The following is a 21,082-nucleotide window of genomic DNA, read 5'->3' as shown; positions in this document are numbered from 1 at the left end:
GGCCGTTCCTTTTGAGAAACGTCCGCCTACTTCGCCGAAGCCAGCAGTGCCGTCTTGACCTCGATAGGGTCCAACAGCACGCGGCGGCCGATCTTCACCGCGGGCAAGCGACCGGCGCGGATGAGGTTCTGCAAGGTCCGCTTGCTCAAAGAGGTAGCACGGGCTGCGTCAGCGAGCGACCAGAGAAGCTTTTCGGCCAGCGGCGTCTCAACCGGACGCCGCAGAGCGGGGGGAGTCGTCGGCATGTTTTCCGTTTCCTTTGCATGCGGCCAAAACAACCACAGCAAAGGTACGGGCACTTCGGACAGATGAATTTGTCCGATCCAATTTGTCCGAGATTTTCTAAATCGCCCCCCCCAAGATGCCTGCAGAAGAATGGGGGTGAACCGCGGACTCGGACAAATTCAGACTCTTGACACGTAAATTGTCCGAGCCAATCCATCCCCGACTTGTTCAGGCCAGATTCAGTTGGCCCCCTCAAGAGCCATGAAGAGGAGTGACGGTGCAGTACGGGCTCGGACGAATCCAGTTTCTCGACCGGTTATCCTTTCGCCGCATGCCTCCCGCGTTTTGGAATGCCGTCAACTGCGCAATTGAAGGGGACTGGGAGATCGCAGCGAGCGACTGAACAAATTCAACCACACCATCCGGCTTGGCGCATCCGTGCAACTGTGTTGCGACATAAGGGATTAGCGTTTGAGAACTAAGTCGAAGGTAGTGGTGAACAGGCAGGAAAACTGCCGCGGTACTGCGAATTACTTTCTCGAAGCACGCGTCCGGCGTTGTCTCAAGCGGTCGGCAATCTTTTCGATCTGCTTCACTGAGCACCCGAACTCTTCGGCGATATCCTTCTGGTTCCAGCCGTTGGCCCGAAGCTCCTCATATCTCCGTTCTAAGGGATCGTTCTTTCGTTTGCGGCCACGCCTCTTCGGCTGCTCTGCTGCCGGTTCAGCGGCGGCCGGTGATTCGTTGTTGCCAGGGGGCAGTAGCGATGAAGTTTCTGCCCCAAGCCGATCCCGCTCCGGTACGCGACTGGTTAACGGTGGCTGTTGTTCCAAAAACCTCCGGAAACGGGGGCGCGGGTCGACTACATCCAGCATTCTTCCGGCCCCGGTCGGACGCTCTATCTTCCCAAGCCCAGCCGAGCCCGATATCTCCCCGATCCCGAGCGCTCGTAGGTCACGAGGGAGCAGGATCTCTGGCATGTTTGCCGCCGCATAACTGGAACGTCCAATTCCCCCATTCGGTGGATCGGTTCGAGTGATGACTATCACTTCATCGTAGCGGCTCAACGCTCGCCCCCGGATGTCCTTTGGGGACACTCCCATGATGACCACCTTGAACGCTGTCCGGGGCTGAGAGTAGCCGCGACTTGGGAGCGCACCTCCCTACATATCGTGGCGGCACTATTCACCTCCCTGCACCAACATGGCCACATTGTTGAGACCGTCTACGGGTGGCGGCAAGACTTTGGGAGTGCCGTTTTCGAGTATTTTCGCAGGTTTTGCGCGGTTCTGTCCGCCCGATGACATTCGAGCCACGGCGTCCGATGACCGCGGACCGGTGCGATGACATTTCGACGGGTACGGCCGGGACCGTCATCGCAATTCAGACACCGCGTTACTGTCCGCCCGGCGCTCCGAACAGCGCGTCGAGTTGCCGCTCGCCCTGCGTCTTTCCTTCCTGCCGGGCCGGGTCGCGCATGTGCTCCTGCAGGGCCATGTCGTCGGTGTCCTTGACGAGATTCAGCTCGTGAATCCACCACTTCTGCCCTGTCCGTGGCCCTTCCAGAATCTCCACGTGATACAGCTTCTTTTCAAAGTCGAGGTTGCCTTTGTAGCGGTAGCCGTCCATGAAGAAATCGGACGTGGAACTTTCCAATAGCTTGACCGCCAGCATCGGTGGCAGCTCGACAATCCAGCCCTTTTTCTTGCGGTCGTCGTATTCCTGTTGGGTCCAGCCCGAAACCGGAATCCAGGACGATGTATCCTCAAACGCTTTGACGTCCGCGGTGGCGTCGCGCCGCCCCACGACCAGCGCCCCATTGAACGGAATCTCTTTGCCGCGGAAGTGCTTGATGCCACGATTGGCTCGAATCTGCTGCTGGATTTGCTTCGCCAGGGCTTTGGGATCTTTCGGGCCAGCCTTCAGCTCTTCCACAAAGGTCCGCGGTCGCAGGACCGACCATGCCCCGACGCCGGCAACGGCACAGACCACCCCGAAAACGGCCACCAGAATCAGCGTCTGTCGGAACGTGAAGCTCCCGGTGCTGGCCGGTGACGTGGGAGGCGGTGCGGGCTGTGAGGTAGCCAGTGGGGCAACGGCGGGCTGAGGCGGCGTCTGTGCGGGAGGATTGAATGCCGGCATCATCGGGGGAGCGGGCGGCGGACTGGCAGCGGCAGCCTGACCAAGCCCGGCCAGCGCGTCCGCCAGCTCCGGTTCCGCGGCCGGCAATTCTGCTGGTATGGCTGGTGCGGACTGAGCTTCGGTAACACGGAACTTGGTGCCGCAGCTTCCGCAGCGGGCATTCTTACCCACGGCTGCGGAATCCACGCGGAAACTCTTCTGGCAGTTTGGGCAGGCGGTCAGGATCAGCATGGGCGGGGTTCCGGCGAGGCGGGAGAACATCCGTCGGCGTCCCGGAACGAAAAAAGGGACGCCGGACCACAACTGCTCCCGCAACCCCCGCCAAGGGGCCAATGAAACAGCACATGGCCGACGCCCCCTTTCGGGGGCGCGGTCCAGGCACTGCTTTCATTAGCAAAGAGCCTTGCGGCTCAGTTTGGCGGTATTTGCGGGAAGCAGTTCCAGACGCTAGCGCGTCAATCAAGTTGTCAGTCAGGGGAGGCAGATGCTCCCGGTGGATTCCTCGGTTGGATGGTTGAATTGGGTAGACGGCGTCTGAGTCGGCTTTCAGGGCCGCACAGACGCACACCGATATTCTTGACGGTTGGGCGGGGCAAAATCAATTCGGTGGCGGCCACGATCCGGGGCATTCCGACAATCCACGGCTCCGACGCCGGTCTGGCGTTGCCGGCCACCGTGCAATTCAGGATGCGTGAGACGCAGCGTCCCCCCAGGGCGGTCAGAGCCGACTGGCAATTCGATGACATTTCGACCAGAGCCAGTTCCGTCAGGGACATCGCCCGACTGCCAGTTTTGGGCTGGCGCTGCCGGTCTCGACGACTGCCCCCCCCACCCGCGACGGTCCGGCCAGCCGGTCCCCCGATCCTCCAACGGTCATCGCAGGCAGAAGTGTCCGCGCCGATGACATTTCAGGAGCGAGGCGGTCACCACTCGCCGCGGTCGCGAAAACAACCTCCGAAAATACAAAACTCAACCCCGTTACTCTCGCCGTAAACCTTTACGGTGAAACACAAAATCGACCTAAGTTACATACGCGACAAGATACTTGGCGCGCCTGACCTCATTTTCGTGGCCAGACGAACAGATTTTTGTGGTTCGCCCGCGTCGGGTCGATCAAATTCACATTTGAAAGCCGCGGTTCGGCACGTCGTCCCGCTCAACGGTCATCGACGGTGGTCGCTCAATCCAAAGCCTCGCGCCACGGGGTGCCGGCCAAATGTCATCGGCGGCGAACTGCCCGGCCTCAACGGTCATCGAAATTCGACGACGGCCGCCGCCGGTCCCGCCGCGCGGTTGACATCGCTTTCCGGATGCGGTCTGTTCTCCTGTATCGTTCAGCGACTGCGACACGTCGCGGCGGACTGTCCCCTACCGAGAGGGTATGCGATGTGGCTGATGACGACGGCGGGATTCTTCAGCGTTGTGGAGAAGCCGTGGGACCGCGACGCCGGGACGTTGACGGTCCGCTCCCGCGTCCGCGCCGATCTCGACACGCTGCGGGCGAAATATCTGCCGGAGCTGGGAGAGATCCAGGAAGACCCGCAGGCCGACTACCGCTACCGGGCACAGGTTCCGCGGGACGCCTTCAGCCAGGCCGCCGCCCGGCTGGCCACCGACATCGACTACGACAACTTCAAAAATGAAGTGGCCCGCCAGCAGGGGAAAGCCAGGTCCAGCCTGTACGGGGAGGTCTGGACCGTTTTGAACCGGTTGCAGAGCGGCAAGCCCGGCTGATTCAAGGCGGCCAACTGGGAGCCGTTTCCGCGATGGTGGGAAGCCGCACAGGCAGCGACAGCGATACCGGCCACCCGGTTCTACTCCTCCACCGGAAACCGCTCTGCCAGCTTTTCCAGCGTCTCCCGGCTCCGCAGCTTGCAGACTGCGTTCGGCTTAGCGAACAGCCCCGTCTCCCAAAACGCTTCCGCCTTGGGAACGGCATGGTCCCACTCCACCCGTACCACGTGGTCACAGGTCTCCGGATTTGCAGCGTTCTCCACCATCTTCGCGGCGGAAAGTGGAGCACTCAGCAGCGGAATCCGTTTTCCGCCGACCTCAACTTCTACCTCCGTGGCAGGCCGCGCTTCCTCGATAACGGTCCCCACGCCTACATAGCCGTGCTTGGGGATATAGGCGAAGACCCGCTTTCCCAGGGGTAGCCGAGCCATCGCACGCGCAAACCGGGGAGCCCCGCCGGCCGAAACGAAACCGTAGCGCCGCGCGTCCTCCCAGCTTCGGTGGACACCTTCCCCGTCCGCAGTGTTGTCCCCGAAATTCACATAGAAATCTTCGCCGTTCCACGGCAACGGTACTCCTCTACCGCGCGACCGTTCGTTGCGGGCTTCTACCGCGGCAGGATCGATCAGCCAGGTCCGCGTCAGATACTCGCTGGCCCCGTCCCGGAAATACTGAAAGAACGCGGCGTTCAGCGGGACCGCGAAGTTGTCAGCCAGGTAGTTGATGATCCGCTCGGTGGCCGGGTCGATGGAGGCCGCCACGATGACCATGCGGTGGGACAGGTTGATTTCTTCGGGTAGCGAATTGCCGAACCGCTCCTCAAAGCCAGCCTCCAGCGACTGGCCGACGTGAAATCGCTCATACAGTTCGGAAATCCGGTCCCGCGACAGGTTCTGCACCCACGATGCATAATCCAGAGCCTGCGCGACGATGTCCCGCGGCGTCTTGTCCCGCTTGAGTTCGGCGATGACCAGTTGGCCTTCCGCGTCCATCGCCAACAGGTCAATCCGGCCGCCGTGCTCGGTGATCACTTGCCGGCTGATGAGCAGCAGGTCAGGGTCGAGCATCCCCAGGTCAGCCGCCAGCGCATCTTCCAAACGCGATTCCAGGTCCAGCGCGGCCAGTTCGACCCGCTGGGGTTTTCCGTCGCCCTTGCCGTCGGTCAGCTTCCAGATTCCCACTTCAATCGGCATTGGTCGCAGCTCCCAGGGGGCAATCACTCATCGGCTTCAACATCGGCGTCATCGTCGACAATCGCTTCTGTGCCCGGCGGCAGTCTCACCACCTGCGTGGCGAACCAGTCGCGGACCGATTCCGGCGTAAACAGCACCCGGTGGCCAATCCGGACGTGCGGGAAACCATGATTCAGCACCAGGTTTCGCAGGGTCGGTCTGCTCAGTCCGGTCATCAGCGCCAGGTCTTCATAACTCCAGGCCAGCCGATTCTCGACCAGCACCTCCTGAGGCGGTCGTAACGCGGCCGGTGTGATGACCACGGGGCTGCTCCGTTGCGGCAGCTTTACGAGCGGACGACGGGATTTCGGTGTCTCCACGGCGGTTCTCCACAGGTTGCCATCATCGCGACGGAACACGGCCTGCGGTAACAACCGGGCCTACAACTCGACTTCTACATGCGGAGTCATCGAATCCTCATCGACCGGCGGCATGGCGCGCTGCAATCGGTCCAGCGCCAGTGTCAGCAAACGGTCATCGAACAGCTTCTGCTTTCGCCGGCCGGCAGCATGCCCCGCCGGCCATTCGGCCAGTGCACCGCGAAGCGAATCGACCGTGGGGGCTGCCCTCTGTTTCGAAAGCAGCCAGTCGACCGTCGCCAGCAATTCCAGCCCCAGAGGGGACTCAAAGCCGTCGATGATCTCCGCGGTGTGCTCCAGCGCTCCGGCATATGTCGCGGCAGGCTGCTCCTGTAGATAGGACACCACCCGCTCCCGCTGGCTGTCCTCGAACCAGATCAGGTCGAACGGGCCGGCGTCGGCCAGCCGTTTTTCGCAGTGCAGGTAGCTCCCGTCGAGACCATCCAGCAGATGCCGCAAACTGTCCGCGTACGGACCGTACTTGTTCGCGGAAAATCGCAGGTCCAGCGGATCGCTGAGCCCCTGTCGAATCGAAGAGCGATGCAGAAACCAGGCCAGTTTCTGGACTTCAAGGTTCGTGCAGTCCAGCCCAAGCACGGAATACCGACGCACCAGTTCCGCAACCAGGGCTCTGGCAGGCGTCAGCTCGGTCAAGCCGGAACGCTTGGCCGTGTTCTGATACTCGGACGTCGGCGCATAAACCGTGACGTCGACGTTCGGCAGCTCCGCAAAAGCCGTCTCGATTTCCTGGCGGACCTGCGACCACTCCAGCCCGCCGTTGCCGCACCCGAGCGGCGGAACCGCAATCGAGCGGATGCCAGATTCGCGGATGACCCGCACCAGATCCTTCAGGCCGCTGCGAATCCACTCCATCTTCGAGGGGTTACGCCAGTGCTTTTTGGTCGGGAAATTGATGACCCACTTCGGGCCGACCAACTCCTTCTGAACGGTGACCAGCATTTTCCCGACCTGCAGCGTTCCGGCCTTGCAAGCCTCGACGTAGGCGCGGGTGTTTTCCGGGAACTCTTCCCGGAACATCAGCGCAATCCCCTTGCCCATCACACCGACTTCATTGACGGTGTTGACCAGGGCTTCGGAGGGGTCTTCCAGCAGATTGCCGGTCGTGTAGCGGATCATCAGAAGTACCAGGAAGGTATCACGGCAACTTTCAAGGATACCGTCAGACGTTCCAGTTCGCGACGGACTCGTTCGGCCGCGGCGGGGTTGTAGCAGGCAACCCCCATCAGCGCCGAGACCGGTAGATACTGGTGAATCAGGGCTTCAGCCTGATACCGCTCAAAACGACCGGGATCGTCAGGGCTTCGCTGGAAATTCCGGCTGCGCAGCAGTGGCCAGTCGATCCAGTTTAAGTCGTCCAAGCTGGAACTGAACCGGGCCGCCTGCAGGTAGGCATGCCGATCCGTGAACACGAACGGGATGCCGTGCTGGGCAATCTGGTGCAGTGACGTGGTGACAATTGCGATGTCGTCCATCGGGGTTTGCCGCACGCCCCCGTGGCCGGTCTTGATGTTCAGCAGCATCGGAGAATGCGGCGTGAAATAGAAGGGGATGTAGTCGCTCAGCGTCCCGCCGGGCGGGATCTCGACAGCCCGGCCAGCCCGCTTGCCGATCAGCTCTGGATTGCCGATTTCGCGATAATTCGGGTCCGACTGACCGCAGTTCCGGCAGTGCAGGCCGTGCTCAAGGACCCACGCCACGTTGTCGATGTGCGTGATGCGGAAAATCCAGGCTTTCTCCGGCGTGACGTCAACCATTGCCCGACATTGAACTCCTTCTGTTCCGGTGGCCCCCTGCGGTGCTGGGGCCGATATTACCGTGGATCACGCGCCAGTACACAGCGACAAGCGGCCCGGTTTCGCCCAACACCATTGAGCCCGCCCCCCTCCATCTGCTGTAATCCCTTCCACGCTGTCGGTCTGCACCGGCAGTCCCGCTCAGAGTCTCCCCAGGGAAAGGTTCCGCAGGTTGATCACAGGGCCCGTCAAGTCGCAGGTCGACCGTCTGTGGGATCAGTTCTGGTCCGGGGGGATCAGCAATCCGCTGTCGGTCATCGAGCAGATCACCTACCTGCTCTTCGCCCGCCGGCTCGATGAGCTGGAGACCCTCAAGGAGTCCCAGGCCAACCTGCTCGGTACGCCGGTCGAGAACCCGCTGTTCGCCAAAAGGCAGCAGAAGCTGCGCTGGTCGCGGTTCAAAGACCTCGAAGCCGGCGAGATGTTTCTGCTGTTCCGCGACGAGGTCTTTCCGTTTCTGCGGACCCTCAACGGCACCGGCGGGGCTGCGTTCCGGGAGTTCATGAAGGATGCCGTCTTCATCATCCCCACGCCCGCCCTGCTCGAACGGGCCGTCACGCTGATCAGCGCCATCCCGATGGAGGACCGCGACACCAAGGGGGACCTCTACGAATACCTGCTGTCCAAGATCGCCCAGGCCGGCGTCAACGGGCAGTTCCGCACCCCGCGGCACATCATCCGGCTGATGGTCGACCTGGTCGCTCCCACTCCTGCCGACAGCATCTGCGACCCCGCGTCGGGGACCTGCGGCTTCCTGGTGGCCGCCGGGGAATACCTGCGGAAGCATCATCCGAAGCTGTTCCACAACAAGAAGCAGGCCGAGCATTTTCAGCACGGTATGTTCCACGGGTCCGACTTCGACGCCTCCATGCTCCGCATTGGCGCGATGAACATGATGCTCCACGGCGTCGAAAGCCCGGACATCCGCCGAATCGACGCCCTGTCGCAGGACGATGGCGGAGACCTGCGGGACCGCTACACGCTGATTCTGGCCAATCCGCCGTTTAAGGGCTCGCTGGACCATGCGGCGGTCGCCAAAGACCTGCTGCAGATGACCAAGACCAAGAAGACCGAGCTGCTGTTCCTGGCGCTGTTCCTGGCCCAGCTCAAGCCGGGCGGGCGGTGTGCGTGCATCGTGCCGGACGGCGTGTTGTTTGGCTCGTCGACGGCCCATCAGCAAGTCCGGCAGACGCTGGTCGACGGGCACAAGCTGGACGGAGTGATCAGTATGCCGTCGGGGGTGTTCAAGCCGTACGCCGGGGTGTCGACGGCAATCCTGCTGTTCACGAAGACGAATTCCGGCGGGACGGACCACGTCTGGTTCTACGACATGGAGGCGGACGGGTATTCGCTGGACGACAAGCGGGACCCGACGCCGGACCGCAACGACCTGCCGGACCTGCTGGAGCGGTGGCGGTCGCGGAGCCCGGAGGTGGATACAGACCGGCAGTCAAAGGCGTTTTTCGTGCCGGTGGCCGAGATCCGGTCCAACAAGTACGACCTGTCGATCAACCGCTACAAGGAGATCGCGTATGAGGAGAAGCAGTATCCTCCGCCATCGTGGTTTTTAGATAAGCTGGAGTCTCTCGAAGCCGAGATCACCGCGGACCTGAAGACGCTGCGGGGGATGCTGGGATGAAACGCGTGCCCGTCAGCGAGGCTGCGGAAGTGAATCCCCGCATGCCCAGCGAGCTACGCTCGGGTGCGGACTTTGCCGCGTCATTTGTCGGGATGGCAGACGTGTCTGAGCGAGGGTTCGTTGTGGCCTATCAGCCGCGGCCATTGTCGGAACTGTTGAAGGGCTACACGTTTTTTCGGCGTGGGGATGTCCTATCCGCAAAAATCACCCCATGCATGCAGAATGGCAAAGCGGCGGTGACGGACAACATGCCGACGGAGTTCGGGTTTGGTTCGACGGAGTTCCATGTGCTGCGAGCCAAGCCGCACACCGACCCACGTTACCTCTTCCACATGATCTGGAGTCCCTTTTTTCGACAGTCCGCGGAGTCGAGTTTTACCGGTACCGGTGGGCAGCAGCGGGTGCCAACCGACTTCTTCGGCCGATTCGAAATCCCCCTCCCGCCCCTGCCCGAGCAGCGGCGGATTGCGGCGATTCTGGACCAGGCGGACGGGGTGCGGCGGAAGCGGCAGGCGGCGCTGGCCCTGACCGACCAGTTCCTGCGGTCGACGTTCCTGGAGATGTTCGGCGATCCGGCATTGAATTCCAAGAACTGGCCACTGGTAAAAATCAATGATGTCCTCGATGAGTCGCGAGGAGGAGTACGCTGTGGCCCCTTTGGAACTGCACTTCAGAAGTCCGAATACACCAGTTCTGGTATTCCAGTTTGGGGAATCGACAACATCAAGCCAGACGACTTTGTCGAGAATGGCTGCCTCTATATTGCACCGTCGAAGTATCCCGCGCTTGATGCCTATCGAGTCGATCAGGGTGACATTTTAATATCACGAGCAGGCACCGTAGGTAGAATGTGCGTGGCGACACCTTCCAGCAGTCATTCAATCATTGGAACAAATCTGATCCGAATGACTTTGAACCGGGGCATCGTCGTACCTGAATACGTTGCCGCTCTGTTTACGTTTTTTCCAGATCGAGTTGCCCGCCTTCGAGCCAATGCTAAACCAGACGCCTACTCGTTCATGAAAACAGGCGAACTGAGGGACACATCAATTCAGCTACCCAGCTTTGAGAAGCAGAAACAGTTTCGGGCCGTCAAGTCGTTTACCGGCGGGACAAAGCAGAAAATGGTCGATGGATTGGACGCGGCCAATCGAGCATTCGACTCGTTGGTGTACCGCGCCTTCCGCGGCGAGCTTTAATTCCCGCCCCCGTCCCCGCCTCCGAGGAGCCCTGGTATGGAAGGCTTTGAGCACGTCGTGAAGGTGGCGCTGGAGGCGGAGCAGTTCATCGTCGCCGGCAACCTGAAGTTCCCGGTCAAGCGGCAGACCCGGAAGGCCGCGTACGAGGAAATGCAGGAGCACGGCTACGAGGTCGACCTGGTCGGGGCACGGGCCGACAAGCTGGTGCTGGCCTCCGTGAAGTCGTATTTCGGCTCACACGGGGTCTCAGAGGCCGGCTTCTGCGGGTTATCAAAGACGCCCCATCCGAAGCGGGAAAAGGGCTACATCCTCTTCAATGAACCTGACGTGCAGCAGAAGTTAATCGCCGCAGCCTGCAATCGCTTCGGCTACGCTCCCGAGCAGGTTGAACTGCGGTTGTACGTGGGGAAGTTCCGGAGCCCTGCCGCTCAGCAGGCCATCACGGAACACCTGGCACATCCACCGGCCGGGCTGCGGCCGGCACAGGTCATCGGCCTGAACGAAATCCTCGACCGAGTGCTCAGCGTCGCGGGGCCGAAGACCTACTTCAACGATCCGGTGATCATGACGCTGAAGGCCCTCAAGCACGCCGACATGATCAATTCCGCAAAGAAATGAACGTTTTCGGTCTTTTCAGGAGAGATGAGAGATGACCGGCTTCACGGCATCCGTCGAACTCACCGACGCCGACCAGAGATGGGGGGAGCAAGTCCGCCCGGAGATCGACGCGGCAATCAGTCAGTTTGTCAAAGGCTTTGTGGCGGCTCCCTATCGCCACCGCGTCGAACACTCCCTGCACAGCGACTTGATGGCGATTCTGCGGGAGTGTCCAGTCCTCAATGATGGCGTTCTCCACCTCGCCAATCACCACCAGAGCAAATTGATTCACAAGGAGTGGCCTGCGCAGAGAATCCACGAGGGGCAGAGCCGTCGTGCGAATATTGACGTCGTCGTGTTGCCTCCCCGTTCGAAAGATCACGCCGTTGACGAACGCGAATTTCGCACGGGTTCAATTGCCGCTTGCGCCGCTGTCGAAATTGGACTCGACTACGATATCGAACACTTCAGAAAAGACCTGAGAAAGTTGAGAAACGTCGATGCACCGATGCGCTATCTGGTCCATTTCTGCCGCAAAAAGAGTAGTTCGCAGACCCAAGTTCGGGACAAGATCAACGAACTGCGCGCGAACGATCCGGACGTCCAATCCGGCAGCTTGAAACTGGTAGCAGCATTCCCCAACGACAGCCGAGGGTTCAATGTGCTGCTACCGGGTACACCGGATTGGCTAACGCTGTAAGGCGCTGAGCATGCCCTCCAACTTCGACTTCCTGCAGCCCCACTGGGCCAGCCTGCACGATGACGCCAGCCAGGCGGAGGGGAATGTCTACGTCTCGCCCCGGACGGCCGTGTTCTACGCCCGCCGAACCCTCGAACGGGCCGTGCAGTGGCTCTACGCCCACGATGGCGGGCTGTCGAAGCCGTACCAGGAAAACCTCGCCGCCCTGATCCACGAGCCGACGTTCCGGGAGATCCTGCCGGCCACACAGTTCCAGCACGCCCGGCTGATCGTAAAGCTGGGGAACCAGGCGGTCCACAGCGACACGCCGATCAACGCCACCGACGCCCTGCACCTGACCCGCATGCTGCACGCCTTCCTTGGCTGGGTGGCGCGGATCTATGGCAAACCCCAGCCAACCGTTCCGGCGTTCGACGACGGGCTTTTGACCCGCCCCCAGGCCCCGGCCCCCGACCGCAGCGCCGACCAGATCCGGCAACTGCTGGACCAGCTCACCCAGAAGGACGCCGAACTGGCGGCCAAAGCAGCCCGGCTGGCAGAGACCGACGCGGAAATCGCCCGGCTGAAGCAGGAAATCGCCGCGCAGCGGGCCGCCCGCGAACAGGTCGTCCCCGTCGACGAAGTCAGCGAGGCGGCCACCCGCGACCTGTTTATCGACGTGCTGCTTCGGGAGGCCGGCTGGGACCCGCACGGCCCGCAGGTCCACGAATATCCGGTGACCGGCATGCCGACCGGCACCGGCCAGGGCTTCGTCGATTACGTGCTGTGGGGCCAGGACGGGCGGCCCCTCGCCGTCGTCGAAGCCAAACGGACACGGGTCGACCCGCAGAATGGCAAGCGCCAGGCGGAGCTGTATGCCGACTGTCTGGAACAGGCGTTCGGGCAGCGGCCGGTGATCTACTACACCAACGGGTATGAAACCTGGTGCTGGGACGACGCCAGTTATCCCCCGCGGTCCGTCCAGGGCTTCCGCACCCGCGACGAGCTGCAGCTCCTGATTCATCGCCGGGACAGCCGGCAGGGGATCGTGACGGCCAGCGCCAACCGCGACATTGCCGACCGATACTATCAACAGGAAGCCATCCGCCGGGTCTGCGAGACGTACGACCGGGACCGGCAGCGGCACGCCCTGCTGGTGATGGCCACGGGGACCGGCAAGACCCGGCTGAGCATCGCCGCGGTCGAACTGCTGATGAAGCACAACTGGGTCCGGCGGGTGCTGTTCCTGGCCGACCGCAACGCACTGCTGACGCAGGCCAGGCGGGCCTTCACCAAGTTCCTGCCGAACACGGCGTCGGTCGACATCACGCAGGCCAAGGAGCGGGACGACAGCCGGATTGTCTTCTCGACCTACCCCACGATGATGAACGCCATTGACGACGAGCGGCGGGACGGCGTGAACCGCTTCGGCGTCGGACACTTCGACCTGGTGATCATCGACGAGGCCCACCGCAGCGTCTACCAGAAGTACCGGGCGATCTTCGAGTATTTCGACGCCCTGCTGCTGGGACTGACGGCCACCCCCCGCAGCGAGGTCGACCGGGACACCTACGGCCTGTTCCACCTCGAACAGAACGTCCCGACGCACGCCTACGAGCTGGACCAGGCGGTCGCCGACGGGTACCTGGTTCCGCCCCAGCCGATTGCGGTCCCGACGAAGTTCAGCCGGCAGGGGGTGAAGTACGCCGACCTGACGGATGACGAGAAAAAGGAGTACGAGGTCAAGTTCTTCGACGAGGAGACGGGCGCGGTTCCGGACGAAATCGACGCGTCGGCCCTCAACCGCTGGCTGTTCAACGCCGACACCGTCGACAAGGTGCTGGCCTACGTGATGGGGCACGGGCAGCACATCGAGGGGGGCGACAAGCTGGGGAAGACGATTCTCTTCGCCGCCAACCACAACCACGCCCAGTTCGTGGTCGACCGGTTCGACGCCAATTATCCGCACCTGAAGGGGAAGTTCTGCTCCCTGATCGACAACCAGGTAAAGTTCGCCCAGTCGCTGATCGACGACTTCAGCCTGCCGGCCAAGCCGCCACAAATCGCAGTCAGCGTGGACATGCTGGATACCGGCATCGACGTGCCGGAGTGCGTGAACCTGGTCTTCTTCAAGCGGGTGCGGTCCCGGACGAAGTTCTGGCAGATGATCGGCCGGGGAACCCGGCTTTGCCCAGACCTGTTCGGCCCCGGTCTCGACAAGAAATCATTCGCCGTGTTGGACTTCTGCGAGAACTTTGAGTTCTTTGGCAAGAACCCCGACGGCGTCGAGGGATCAGTCCAGGAATCGGTGAAGACGAAAATCTTTCGCCGGCGGGTCTCGCTGCTGGACCTGCTGCGGTCAGAACGCCACGGCGATGAACCGCACCGCAAGCTGCGGACGGAAATTGCCGACCACCTGCACCGGGAGGTGTCGCAGGTCCCCCTCGACAGTTTCGTGGTCCGGCCGCACCGGCGGGAGATCGAGAAGTTCAGCAAGCGGGAGGCGTGGGACCAGTTGAGCCCCGGCGAGCTGGTCGACATCCACCAGCATCTGGCAAACCTGCCGACGCCCGACGATGGCGATGAATTCGCCCGGCGGTTCGACCTGCTGCTGCTCAACCTGCAGCTCGGAATCTTGGAGGCATCGCCTCACGTCCCGCGCTGGCAGAACCAGGTCCACGGCATCGCCGCCGGTCTGGAGGAGAAAGAGGCCATCCCGGCCGTCCGGCAGCATCTGGCGCTGATCCAGGAGCTGCAGACGGAGGAATACTGGCAACACATCACACTCCCCATGCTGGAAGACGTCCGGCGGAACCTGCGGGCGCTGGTGCAGTTCCTCGACCGGGAGGGGAAGCGGGACAACGTCTACACGGACTTCGAGGACGAGCTGGGCGATGCGAAGGAAATTGAAGGGCTGATTCAGCCCGACAGCCGGCTGGGGAATTACCGGCTGAAGGTGGAACGGTTCGTGCGCCAGCACCAGGACCACCCGACCATCGACCGACTGCGCCGTAACCAGCCGATCAGCACTACCGACCTGCAGGCCCTGGAGGCGATTCTGTTCGCGGAAAACGGCCCCGGCGGCCGGGACCAGTTCGAGCAGACATACGGCACCGACATGCCACTGGGAAAACTGATCCGGGAGATCGTCGGCCTGGACGCCAACGCGGCGAAAGAGGCGTTCGCCCAGTTCCTCGCCGCGGGAACGCTGACCGGCGACCAGATCACGTTCATCAACCAGATCATCGACCACCTGGTCCACAACGGCCTGATGGACCCGAAGGCCTTGTTCGAACCGCCGTTCACCGATTTCCACGACCAGGGCATCAGCGGCGTCCTGCCCCACCTGGCCCCGCAGATCGTGCAGGTGATCCGGGCGATCAACGGCAACGCGCTGGCGACGGGCGGGCGCGCGATTTGACGACGGCAGAGTGACTGAGGTTCTGATGGGGGCGGGAAAATGCCAGGCGAAGAGAGCCTCTCGGGATTAATTTACCAGCAGCGTTATGCGCATTACCGCGTTCTGAGCCAGCTTGCGGTGACAAGTGCCGGACTGAGCGGCGGAATGCCTGAACTCTCTCGGTTCGTGGTTGAGGGTCGGGAGGGAATCGACGGGCCAATCTGGGACATAGTCTTCGAGTTCTCCGATGGCTCCTTGGACCTGCACGAGTGCAAGGACACTGCAATTGCGAAAGTTGATCGGCTGATATTCTACGACCGCCTGCGTCGCGATGTTGCGACAGGAACATCGGCGGAGAAGATCAGTCCGGTATGGGTCACCGATCCCAACAAGCAAACACCGAACGCCCTTGGCTATCAGGAAGCTGTTCCAGCTGCAGTCGAGGATTTAGACTTCAGCACACTACCTGCGGAGTTGCCCAAGCGGGTGGACTCGACAGAAAAGGCCATTCAAGAAGCCGTTTGGAGGCTCTGTCACTTTTCAGGTGATGAATCCACCCCTCCTGAGTCGGAAGACGACGATACGAAGCCGGCGTTGACGATCGATTGGCCGCGACCATGCACGTTTGCGGAAGCGAAAGCATTACTGCTGAACTTGCGAGTCGCCCGGCATCGGTTTGACGATCTCGATCAATCGATCAGACTACTTTCGACCGGTGTTTTCTCAACTGGTACTCCGGATTCGGTGCAAGCGTTTGTCACCGGGGTTGTCACGGAACGAGTGGTTTCGGAGGGCAGTGCCGAATACACGGTGACAGAGTTTCTGCAGGCTATCGGCACTGTCATGGTGGAGCACAATGTCGAAGGCGCGATGCAAGAACTAATGACGTTTGCCGCGGCGTCTGGTATCACCGCAAAGATTCGCCAGACCGTGTGGCGAAATCTGGAGCAAAGTCCGACGACGAGTTGGCCGCTCGCTGAAAGAGCCCCGTTGTACGAGGTAGGCCGATCCAGCTGTCTAATTGCTGACATGGGGATCGGCAAAACGGTTGCCAGCCAGTTGGCCTTTGAACTGGAAGCAACTCACGGATACCCCAACCGCACACTCCGAGTTGAGGCGAGGGCGCTTGACGCCGAACGAGTCGATGCTCTCGTGCGGCTCAGCTGCATGCTTTCCGCTGAGGGACCGACATGGATTGCGATTGACGGATTGGACGAGATCCCGCACAGCCTGGCGCAACATTGGATTCGAGCGATTCCGATTTTGACGTCCCTCCCCAATCTGACGGTACTCGTAACGGCGCGGCGAGAAGTGCTAGCCGTCCATGACTGGTTGAACGATGCCGTCTCCCCGCTCCACAAAGTGGACATGCAACCGCTTTCAACGGCCCAAGTTAAACAGGCATTCTCTGACGTAGGCCTACCCGCTCCTAACAATCCGCAGCTAATCGCCGCGCTTCGCAATCCATTCTTGCTGTCACTCTATGCCGACATTGTGGCATCAGGCGACATGCCGCTGACGGAGAGCGGTGAAGTAACGGCTTTTCGAGTGATCGAAGAGTTCTGGAAACGCCGTGTTCGTGGCATTAGCGAGGGCCAACGATCTGTGGGAAGCAGCGACACCTCGCAGGCCGCCAAGAGAAAGGCAGCCGCGTTCCTGGGTGATCAGACTCTGTCGGGAAATCTCACCCTATCATGTGACCAGGCCAATGAAGAGGCGGCGAGAGGCATCGAAATGCTGCTTCTCGAAGGTGTAATCAGGGAACAAGGTGTGGGGTCGGTTGCGTGGAGTCACGAGTGGCTGCGGGAGTATTCTCTGATCCAGACGTTGATTGCTCGTCTAGCGTCGCTGACGGCAACATCTCTTGCAAGAGTAATCCCAGCCGATTGCAAGGAAGACTGTGTTGCGAGATCAGCCGCAGCGGCGGGCTTGAAGTGGATCATCGGAAAGCCCAACGCAGGAACTGCCACCGACTATCTGACCGAACTAGGGCAGATCAATCCTGGATTGGCGCGGGAGGCGCTCATAGTACTCCTCGAAGGCACGCCTTTGACGGGAGCATTGAACCAACTTCCTGATCAAGTCCTCGCCGACGCATTGACGTTGGCGGTAAGTCTTCGGGTACCGCAATGGGGTGATGAAGTCGCCGCGATTGACGAAGCCAGATTCACTGGTACCCTCGGGAATCGACTCCACGGCCTCGCAGTGGAGTATGAGCTGGAAGTAGCCGGCGGTGCTACTGATGCGGAAACCGTGCAAAGGTTCGTGAAACGGGATCTGCTGCGATGGAAGGCGGGATGTCCCTCTTCGCTACGAACCGTTCGAATGCTTCTTGAAGCGACAGTAGCCTCGCACGCTTACGGCGTTTCAGAAGTTGACGAGTGGCTGATTGTCGTCGGGAGTGCGTCGAACGTGCATTTGTTCGGAAGAATGCTCGATGCGATCGCCGCCTTGCTTTCTCACGGAGACATTCGACTGGCTTGCACAGTCTTCCGGGCGACACTAGGACTTGACGATACGAAGCGCAGACAGAGCGTTGCGGAAGCAATGGTCACTCGAAAGCTTTCATACAAACGGCAGGTGCTGGCAATCATAAGCACACCTGATCTCTTGCTAAAGTCTGAAACCTGGCGTGCGACAACGTTTAACCTGCTCGCGGCGCTTGTCGAAGCTAGGCAGAGAGACGGCTGGCCTTTACATCATGAGTTTGAGAAAGCACTCGGAGCGGAGAACGAGGCCGAGTTCTCGCCTGACTATGACGAGGCTCCCCGATTCAGCACCTTCAATAGCCACGACTGCAACAATCCAGTCGTTAAGCTTCGGGTTGTGCTTGAACAGGCCGCGGGCGAGCTTGCTGTTTTACCCGACGCAACACCGTTTCTCGTTCTCACCGACCAGGCTCTCGCAACACGATTCGCAGCACTGAGTGCCATTCCGATGCTTACGTTGTTTGATGCCATAAGGGATGCTGCCAAGCAGCGAGACTGGCACAAAGAGGCGATCGTGCGGTTGTTGTCGGATGCTGCCGTAACGGCGTGCGAATCATTGGACGATGTGCGTCGCCTCTTGCGACTGCAATTGCCAGCAGACCTTGACGCTGACAGCAGGAGTCGTGTTATGGACGCAATTCGACACTCCGAGCTTTCTTTTGACTGCCGTGTCAGAGAGCTGTCTGATCTACGTGAATGGGGCATGCTTACGGCGGACGAGGTACAGGCCCTGGCCACGGCTCAGAAAGAGGGCCGCCTAAGCGAGCCGGTAGATCCACGAACGGAGGTGCGATTCACGGTCAGTCGAGGAGACCTCCCAACATATTTGGACTCCAAGGCGGTCTGGCCTTACGTCGACGATGAAGAACAGGTGTGCCTCTTACGCGATTGGATGAAGGTAAGTCATTCGTCGACTCCCGCCAGCCCGCTGAACAGTGAGTTTGCTGGTCGGCTCGAAGCGATCAAGACGGTGCTCTCCCGGCCGGAGTCGAGAACTCAGCCGTGGCTTGGGACCGTACTCGGCTGGTGCTCGCAGCTAGTCGGTTCTCTGCGAGACCACGTGTGTTGGCTCGCTCAGCAGAAGAATGAATCACTTCACTCACAGATGTGGGAGATTGCGCTGGATGAACACACCCCTTGGTGGCATGACATGGTGGAGGCAGCCCTCGGTGTGCTGCTCAGCCCCGTGCCGCAATCTCACACCGAGACAACTTTACGGCGGACGCTTTCGTGGAACTCGAACGACGTTATCTTCTGCTCCCTAGAGCTTCTGGATGCCGTACTGACTATCCCATCTGTGTCGCCGTTCGCCGAGCTTCAGGCACGCTTCATAGCGGCAATCGCGACGAGGTGGAGCGATTGGCCGGCGTACACAAAGGCCGCCGTTCTTACCTCCTTGTCGGCATGGCACTTCGCTACGTTCCCCAAACTGCGGCAGTTGCTGACGGAGATTGTGGAGAGTGAGGATGACCCAGTGATCGTGTGTTTTGCCGTTGAGCCTCTGTTGGCGATCGCGGACGAACGACGAGTTCCTGAGGTGCGTACCGTGCTACACCGTGCACAATTGGGAGGCCACGACGAGTCGCTGGACCGAGCCGCTCAACTATTGGGTACGGCTAGAATCTCTGTCACGCAGGGTGTCGCAAACGAAAGTGAAAGCGAACTCTCCCAAGTGTTGGACGAGTTCTTGGCGTGCGACTGGACCGACCGCTCCGCGCAGATGCACTTTCTTAACGGAGTCCTCTTTGGTGCGCTCAAAGCGTTAGGCGCGCTCTCCGAGGAACGCCAGTGTGTTTACGAAGCGTGGTTGTGTTTGGTTAAGAAGGTCGTGGAGCGATGGCCCTTCGAAGCTGAGGTATCCGGCAGAGTCGAGAGGTTCCCGCTGCACGCCATCTGCTCGGTCATAGAAGCAGAACCATCTGTAGAGCTTAAGACGAGCCTATTCCTGCAGTTGCTGCCTGTATTTAAGATCATACTGCGACTCGGCGCTGTTTCGGCATTTTGCCAGCTTCATAGTGATCTCAAGGATATGATCTCGGGGACGCAGACTCCGATTCACGGAAAGGAAATGGAGCTGCCGGGAATTCTGGCCACTGGTGGGACAGAGCAAGCATTCGTGGAGCTGTGCAAATGCTCGATGGAACGGGTAGTCTGCTGGCGGCAAGAAGGGGAGACGACTGATGATCTCGGGTGGATTTCTGGCTTGCGAGGCGAAGAATCCGTCGAACTAATTAAACGCTGCATGGCAGCCGCGGGAGATCGCGAACGACTTAGACGAGAGCTTCTTCCTCTCGTGGACGCTCTTGCGACAGCAGCACAACCGGAACTTGCCGCCGACTTGCGAGTGTTTTTTAGGAAGCTGGCCACGTGAGTTGAGTTGATTGTTCCGTTCTCCGGCCTGTTCCGGGATCGCCAATGTGGCCGGGCGGCTCATCACGTGTGAAATGAGGGTCCTTGCATGAATAGGCCGGCTGAACTCGAAAAGCTCTTTCAAGACCATTCGATTGATTACATTGCCCCTGAGTTCTATAACCATCCGGCCTTCCTCGCCGCAGAGCGGAAGAATCCGGAGTTCTTGTGGGAATATGCAGATTACGTTCGAAGCCGGCATTATCCCGAGGAGTATGTCCGGAAGGCCACCGACGCCGTACCGCGGATTGTCCAGTTCCTGTTCGATGCGCTGGTCGAGGATGGACGGCTTGGGGCTTGCCTCGATGTCTCCCTAGCGACGTCCAAGATCCTGGAACAATATGGATTCTGGAACGCGATCCAAACGGGCTCGCTAACAGCCGATCTGTCCCATGCGAAGTCTCGAAAGACTCGACACTGGGCTCAGTTAATGCCACCCGGCCGGGACGCGAAGGTCGGGCACGCGTGGCTTGTCGTACCACCTTTTATCCATATCGATCTAACGGTGACAAGACAACAAGAGAATGATGACATGCGGGAGCTTCTTCCCCCGTACATTATCACGAAGGAAGTCGGCTCTGTCGAAGGTGTGAGCTTCGAGGACATGGTCGATCCCGAGTTGAAAGCGCTGTGGTTTCAACAAACAGGCTTTGTGCCGACCATTCACGAGGTAATGAAGCAGAACCCGGCGGTGGCGAGATACATGACGAGGTTCAGGCCGTTTTCGGTGCAACTCGGCACGTCGACGCTCAAGTATTTCCCGTGTCATCCTACCGCGGCCGAGGAGACGTTTGAGAAGCATACTGGACATTGTTTCTCAGGCCGCAGAACGCCGGAGGTATTCGAGGATCTGGTGCGTGCGGTCGGAATGCCCGAGGAAATCGGCGCTAATTCTTGACAGTCGCCGATGGGCGATACCGCAAACACGGCGGAATCTGGGATGCTCCATGTGTCACGCATGATCCACTGAGTACCATTCAACTACTCCGGTCACTTCGACCAATGCATTGGACTAGAGTACCCGCTAAGGCCGACCGTCGCTGTACTTTGTCGTAGAGCGTAGCCGAACAATCGAGCTGTCTTCCGATGCCGGATTACCGTGCTTCTGAGGCCGGAGTCTGGGCCGTTAGGCTCCGTCCGGCCCGTCAGGCAGTAATTCCGTGA

14 protein-coding genes are annotated in these 21,082 nt (G+C 60.4%); 8 read left to right on the top strand and 6 right to left on the bottom strand.

What is annotated here, in order from left to right; all coding sequences use genetic code 11:
- Window positions 1-26: 26 nt before the first annotated feature.
- Window positions 27-245: a helix-turn-helix domain-containing protein gene (locus SH412_RS22830; protein ID WP_336520340.1), complete on the bottom strand. Its 219-nt coding sequence runs from the start codon at window positions 243-245 to the stop codon at window positions 27-29.
- Between the two features lie 1,375 nt (window positions 246-1,620).
- A complete protein-coding gene (locus tag SH412_RS22825; protein WP_336520339.1) occupies window positions 1,621-2,598 on the bottom strand; it encodes an MJ0042-type zinc finger domain-containing protein in 978 nt (325 codons plus the stop codon).
- Between the two features lie 1,155 nt (window positions 2,599-3,753).
- Here SH412_RS22825 and SH412_RS22820 point away from each other — a divergent pair.
- Window positions 3,754-4,101 (top strand): hypothetical protein, encoded by a 348-nt coding sequence (locus SH412_RS22820; protein ID WP_336520338.1) that lies wholly within the window; start codon window positions 3,754-3,756, stop codon window positions 4,099-4,101.
- An 80-nt stretch (window positions 4,102-4,181) separates the two neighbouring features.
- On the opposite strand, the gene SH412_RS22815 is transcribed toward SH412_RS22820, so the two are convergent.
- The 4 genes from SH412_RS22815 to darT are packed head-to-tail and all read right to left on the bottom strand — an operon-like array spanning window position 4,182 to window position 7,467.
- Window positions 4,182-5,294, bottom strand: coding sequence for an endonuclease NucS domain-containing protein (locus SH412_RS22815; protein ID WP_336520337.1), 1,113 nt, complete (start codon window positions 5,292-5,294; stop codon window positions 4,182-4,184).
- A gap of 23 nt (window positions 5,295-5,317) precedes the next feature.
- On the bottom strand, window positions 5,318-5,653 hold the full coding sequence (locus tag SH412_RS22810; protein WP_336520336.1) for a helix-turn-helix domain-containing protein: 336 nt from the start codon (window positions 5,651-5,653) through the stop codon (window positions 5,318-5,320).
- Window positions 5,654-5,713: 60 nt separating this feature from the next.
- Window positions 5,714-6,829 carry a type II toxin-antitoxin system antitoxin DNA ADP-ribosyl glycohydrolase DarG gene (gene darG, locus SH412_RS22805; RefSeq protein ID WP_336520335.1) on the bottom strand — a complete coding sequence of 372 codons (1,116 nt, stop codon included), beginning with the start codon at window positions 6,827-6,829 and terminating at the stop codon, window positions 5,714-5,716.
- Window positions 6,829-7,467: a type II toxin-antitoxin system toxin DNA ADP-ribosyl transferase DarT gene (darT, locus tag SH412_RS22800; protein ID WP_336520334.1), complete on the bottom strand. Its 639-nt coding sequence runs from the start codon at window positions 7,465-7,467 to the stop codon at window positions 6,829-6,831. The genes darG and darT overlap by 1 nt, the downstream gene beginning before the upstream one ends.
- A gap of 211 nt (window positions 7,468-7,678) precedes the next feature.
- Between darT and SH412_RS22795 the strand changes: the two genes are divergently transcribed.
- From SH412_RS22795 to SH412_RS22765, 7 genes are all read left to right on the top strand, one after another.
- Window positions 7,679-9,145 (top strand): type I restriction-modification system subunit M, encoded by a 1,467-nt coding sequence (locus tag SH412_RS22795; RefSeq protein ID WP_336520333.1) that lies wholly within the window; start codon window positions 7,679-7,681, stop codon window positions 9,143-9,145.
- Window positions 9,142-10,344 carry a restriction endonuclease subunit S gene (locus SH412_RS22790; RefSeq protein WP_336520332.1) on the top strand — a complete coding sequence of 401 codons (1,203 nt, stop codon included), beginning with the start codon at window positions 9,142-9,144 and terminating at the stop codon, window positions 10,342-10,344. Before SH412_RS22795 ends, SH412_RS22790 begins: the two co-directional genes overlap by 4 nt.
- 36 nt (window positions 10,345-10,380) lie before the next feature.
- The gene (locus tag SH412_RS22785) at window positions 10,381-10,962 is read left to right on the top strand and encodes a hypothetical protein (protein WP_336520331.1); all 582 of its coding nucleotides are present in this window, start codon (window positions 10,381-10,383) and stop codon (window positions 10,960-10,962) included.
- Between the two features lie 31 nt (window positions 10,963-10,993).
- On the top strand, window positions 10,994-11,641 hold the full coding sequence (locus SH412_RS22780) for a hypothetical protein (RefSeq protein WP_336520330.1): 648 nt from the start codon (window positions 10,994-10,996) through the stop codon (window positions 11,639-11,641).
- A gap of 10 nt (window positions 11,642-11,651) precedes the next feature.
- Complete coding sequence (locus tag SH412_RS22775; RefSeq protein WP_336520329.1) at window positions 11,652-15,041, top strand: DEAD/DEAH box helicase family protein; 3,390 nt, start codon at window positions 11,652-11,654, stop codon at window positions 15,039-15,041.
- A 39-nt stretch (window positions 15,042-15,080) separates the two neighbouring features.
- The gene (locus tag SH412_RS22770; RefSeq protein ID WP_336520328.1) at window positions 15,081-19,880 is read left to right on the top strand and encodes an NACHT domain-containing protein; all 4,800 of its coding nucleotides are present in this window, start codon (window positions 15,081-15,083) and stop codon (window positions 19,878-19,880) included.
- Between the two features lie 87 nt (window positions 19,881-19,967).
- Entirely contained in the window at window positions 19,968-20,816 is an 849-nt protein-coding gene (locus tag SH412_RS22765; protein WP_336520327.1) for a hypothetical protein, read from the top strand.
- Window positions 20,817-21,082: the final 266 nt, after the last annotated feature.

The organism is Planctellipticum variicoloris, from assembly GCF_030622045.1.
Taxonomy (GTDB): Bacteria; Planctomycetota; Planctomycetia; order Planctomycetales; family Planctomycetaceae; genus Planctellipticum; species Planctellipticum variicoloris.
This window is presented reverse-complemented; position numbering and strand designations above follow the sequence as displayed.

Bases quoted from the DNA above. Each gene is read 5' to 3' on its own strand.
- SH412_RS22790 (WP_336520332.1), top strand. From the start codon at position 9,142: ATGAAACGCGTGCCCGTCAGCGAGGCTGCGGAAGTGAATCCCCGCATG.
- SH412_RS22765 (WP_336520327.1), top strand. From the start codon at position 19,968: ATGAATAGGCCGGCTGAACTCGAAAAGCTCTTTCAAGACCATTCGATT.
- SH412_RS22825 (WP_336520339.1), bottom strand. From the start codon at position 2,598: ATGCTGATCCTGACCGCCTGCCCAAACTGCCAGAAGAGTTTCCGCGTG.
- SH412_RS22820 (WP_336520338.1), top strand. From the start codon at position 3,754: ATGTGGCTGATGACGACGGCGGGATTCTTCAGCGTTGTGGAGAAGCCG.
- SH412_RS22830 (WP_336520340.1), bottom strand. From the start codon at position 245: ATGCCGACGACTCCCCCCGCTCTGCGGCGTCCGGTTGAGACGCCGCTG.
- SH412_RS22780 (WP_336520330.1), top strand. From the start codon at position 10,994: ATGACCGGCTTCACGGCATCCGTCGAACTCACCGACGCCGACCAGAGA.
- SH412_RS22770 (WP_336520328.1), top strand. From the start codon at position 15,081: ATGCCAGGCGAAGAGAGCCTCTCGGGATTAATTTACCAGCAGCGTTAT.
- SH412_RS22815 (WP_336520337.1), bottom strand. From the start codon at position 5,294: ATGCCGATTGAAGTGGGAATCTGGAAGCTGACCGACGGCAAGGGCGAC.
- SH412_RS22785 (WP_336520331.1), top strand. From the start codon at position 10,381: ATGGAAGGCTTTGAGCACGTCGTGAAGGTGGCGCTGGAGGCGGAGCAG.
- darG (WP_336520335.1), bottom strand. From the start codon at position 6,829: ATGATCCGCTACACGACCGGCAATCTGCTGGAAGACCCCTCCGAAGCC.
- darT (WP_336520334.1), bottom strand. From the start codon at position 7,467: ATGGTTGACGTCACGCCGGAGAAAGCCTGGATTTTCCGCATCACGCAC.
- SH412_RS22775 (WP_336520329.1), top strand. From the start codon at position 11,652: ATGCCCTCCAACTTCGACTTCCTGCAGCCCCACTGGGCCAGCCTGCAC.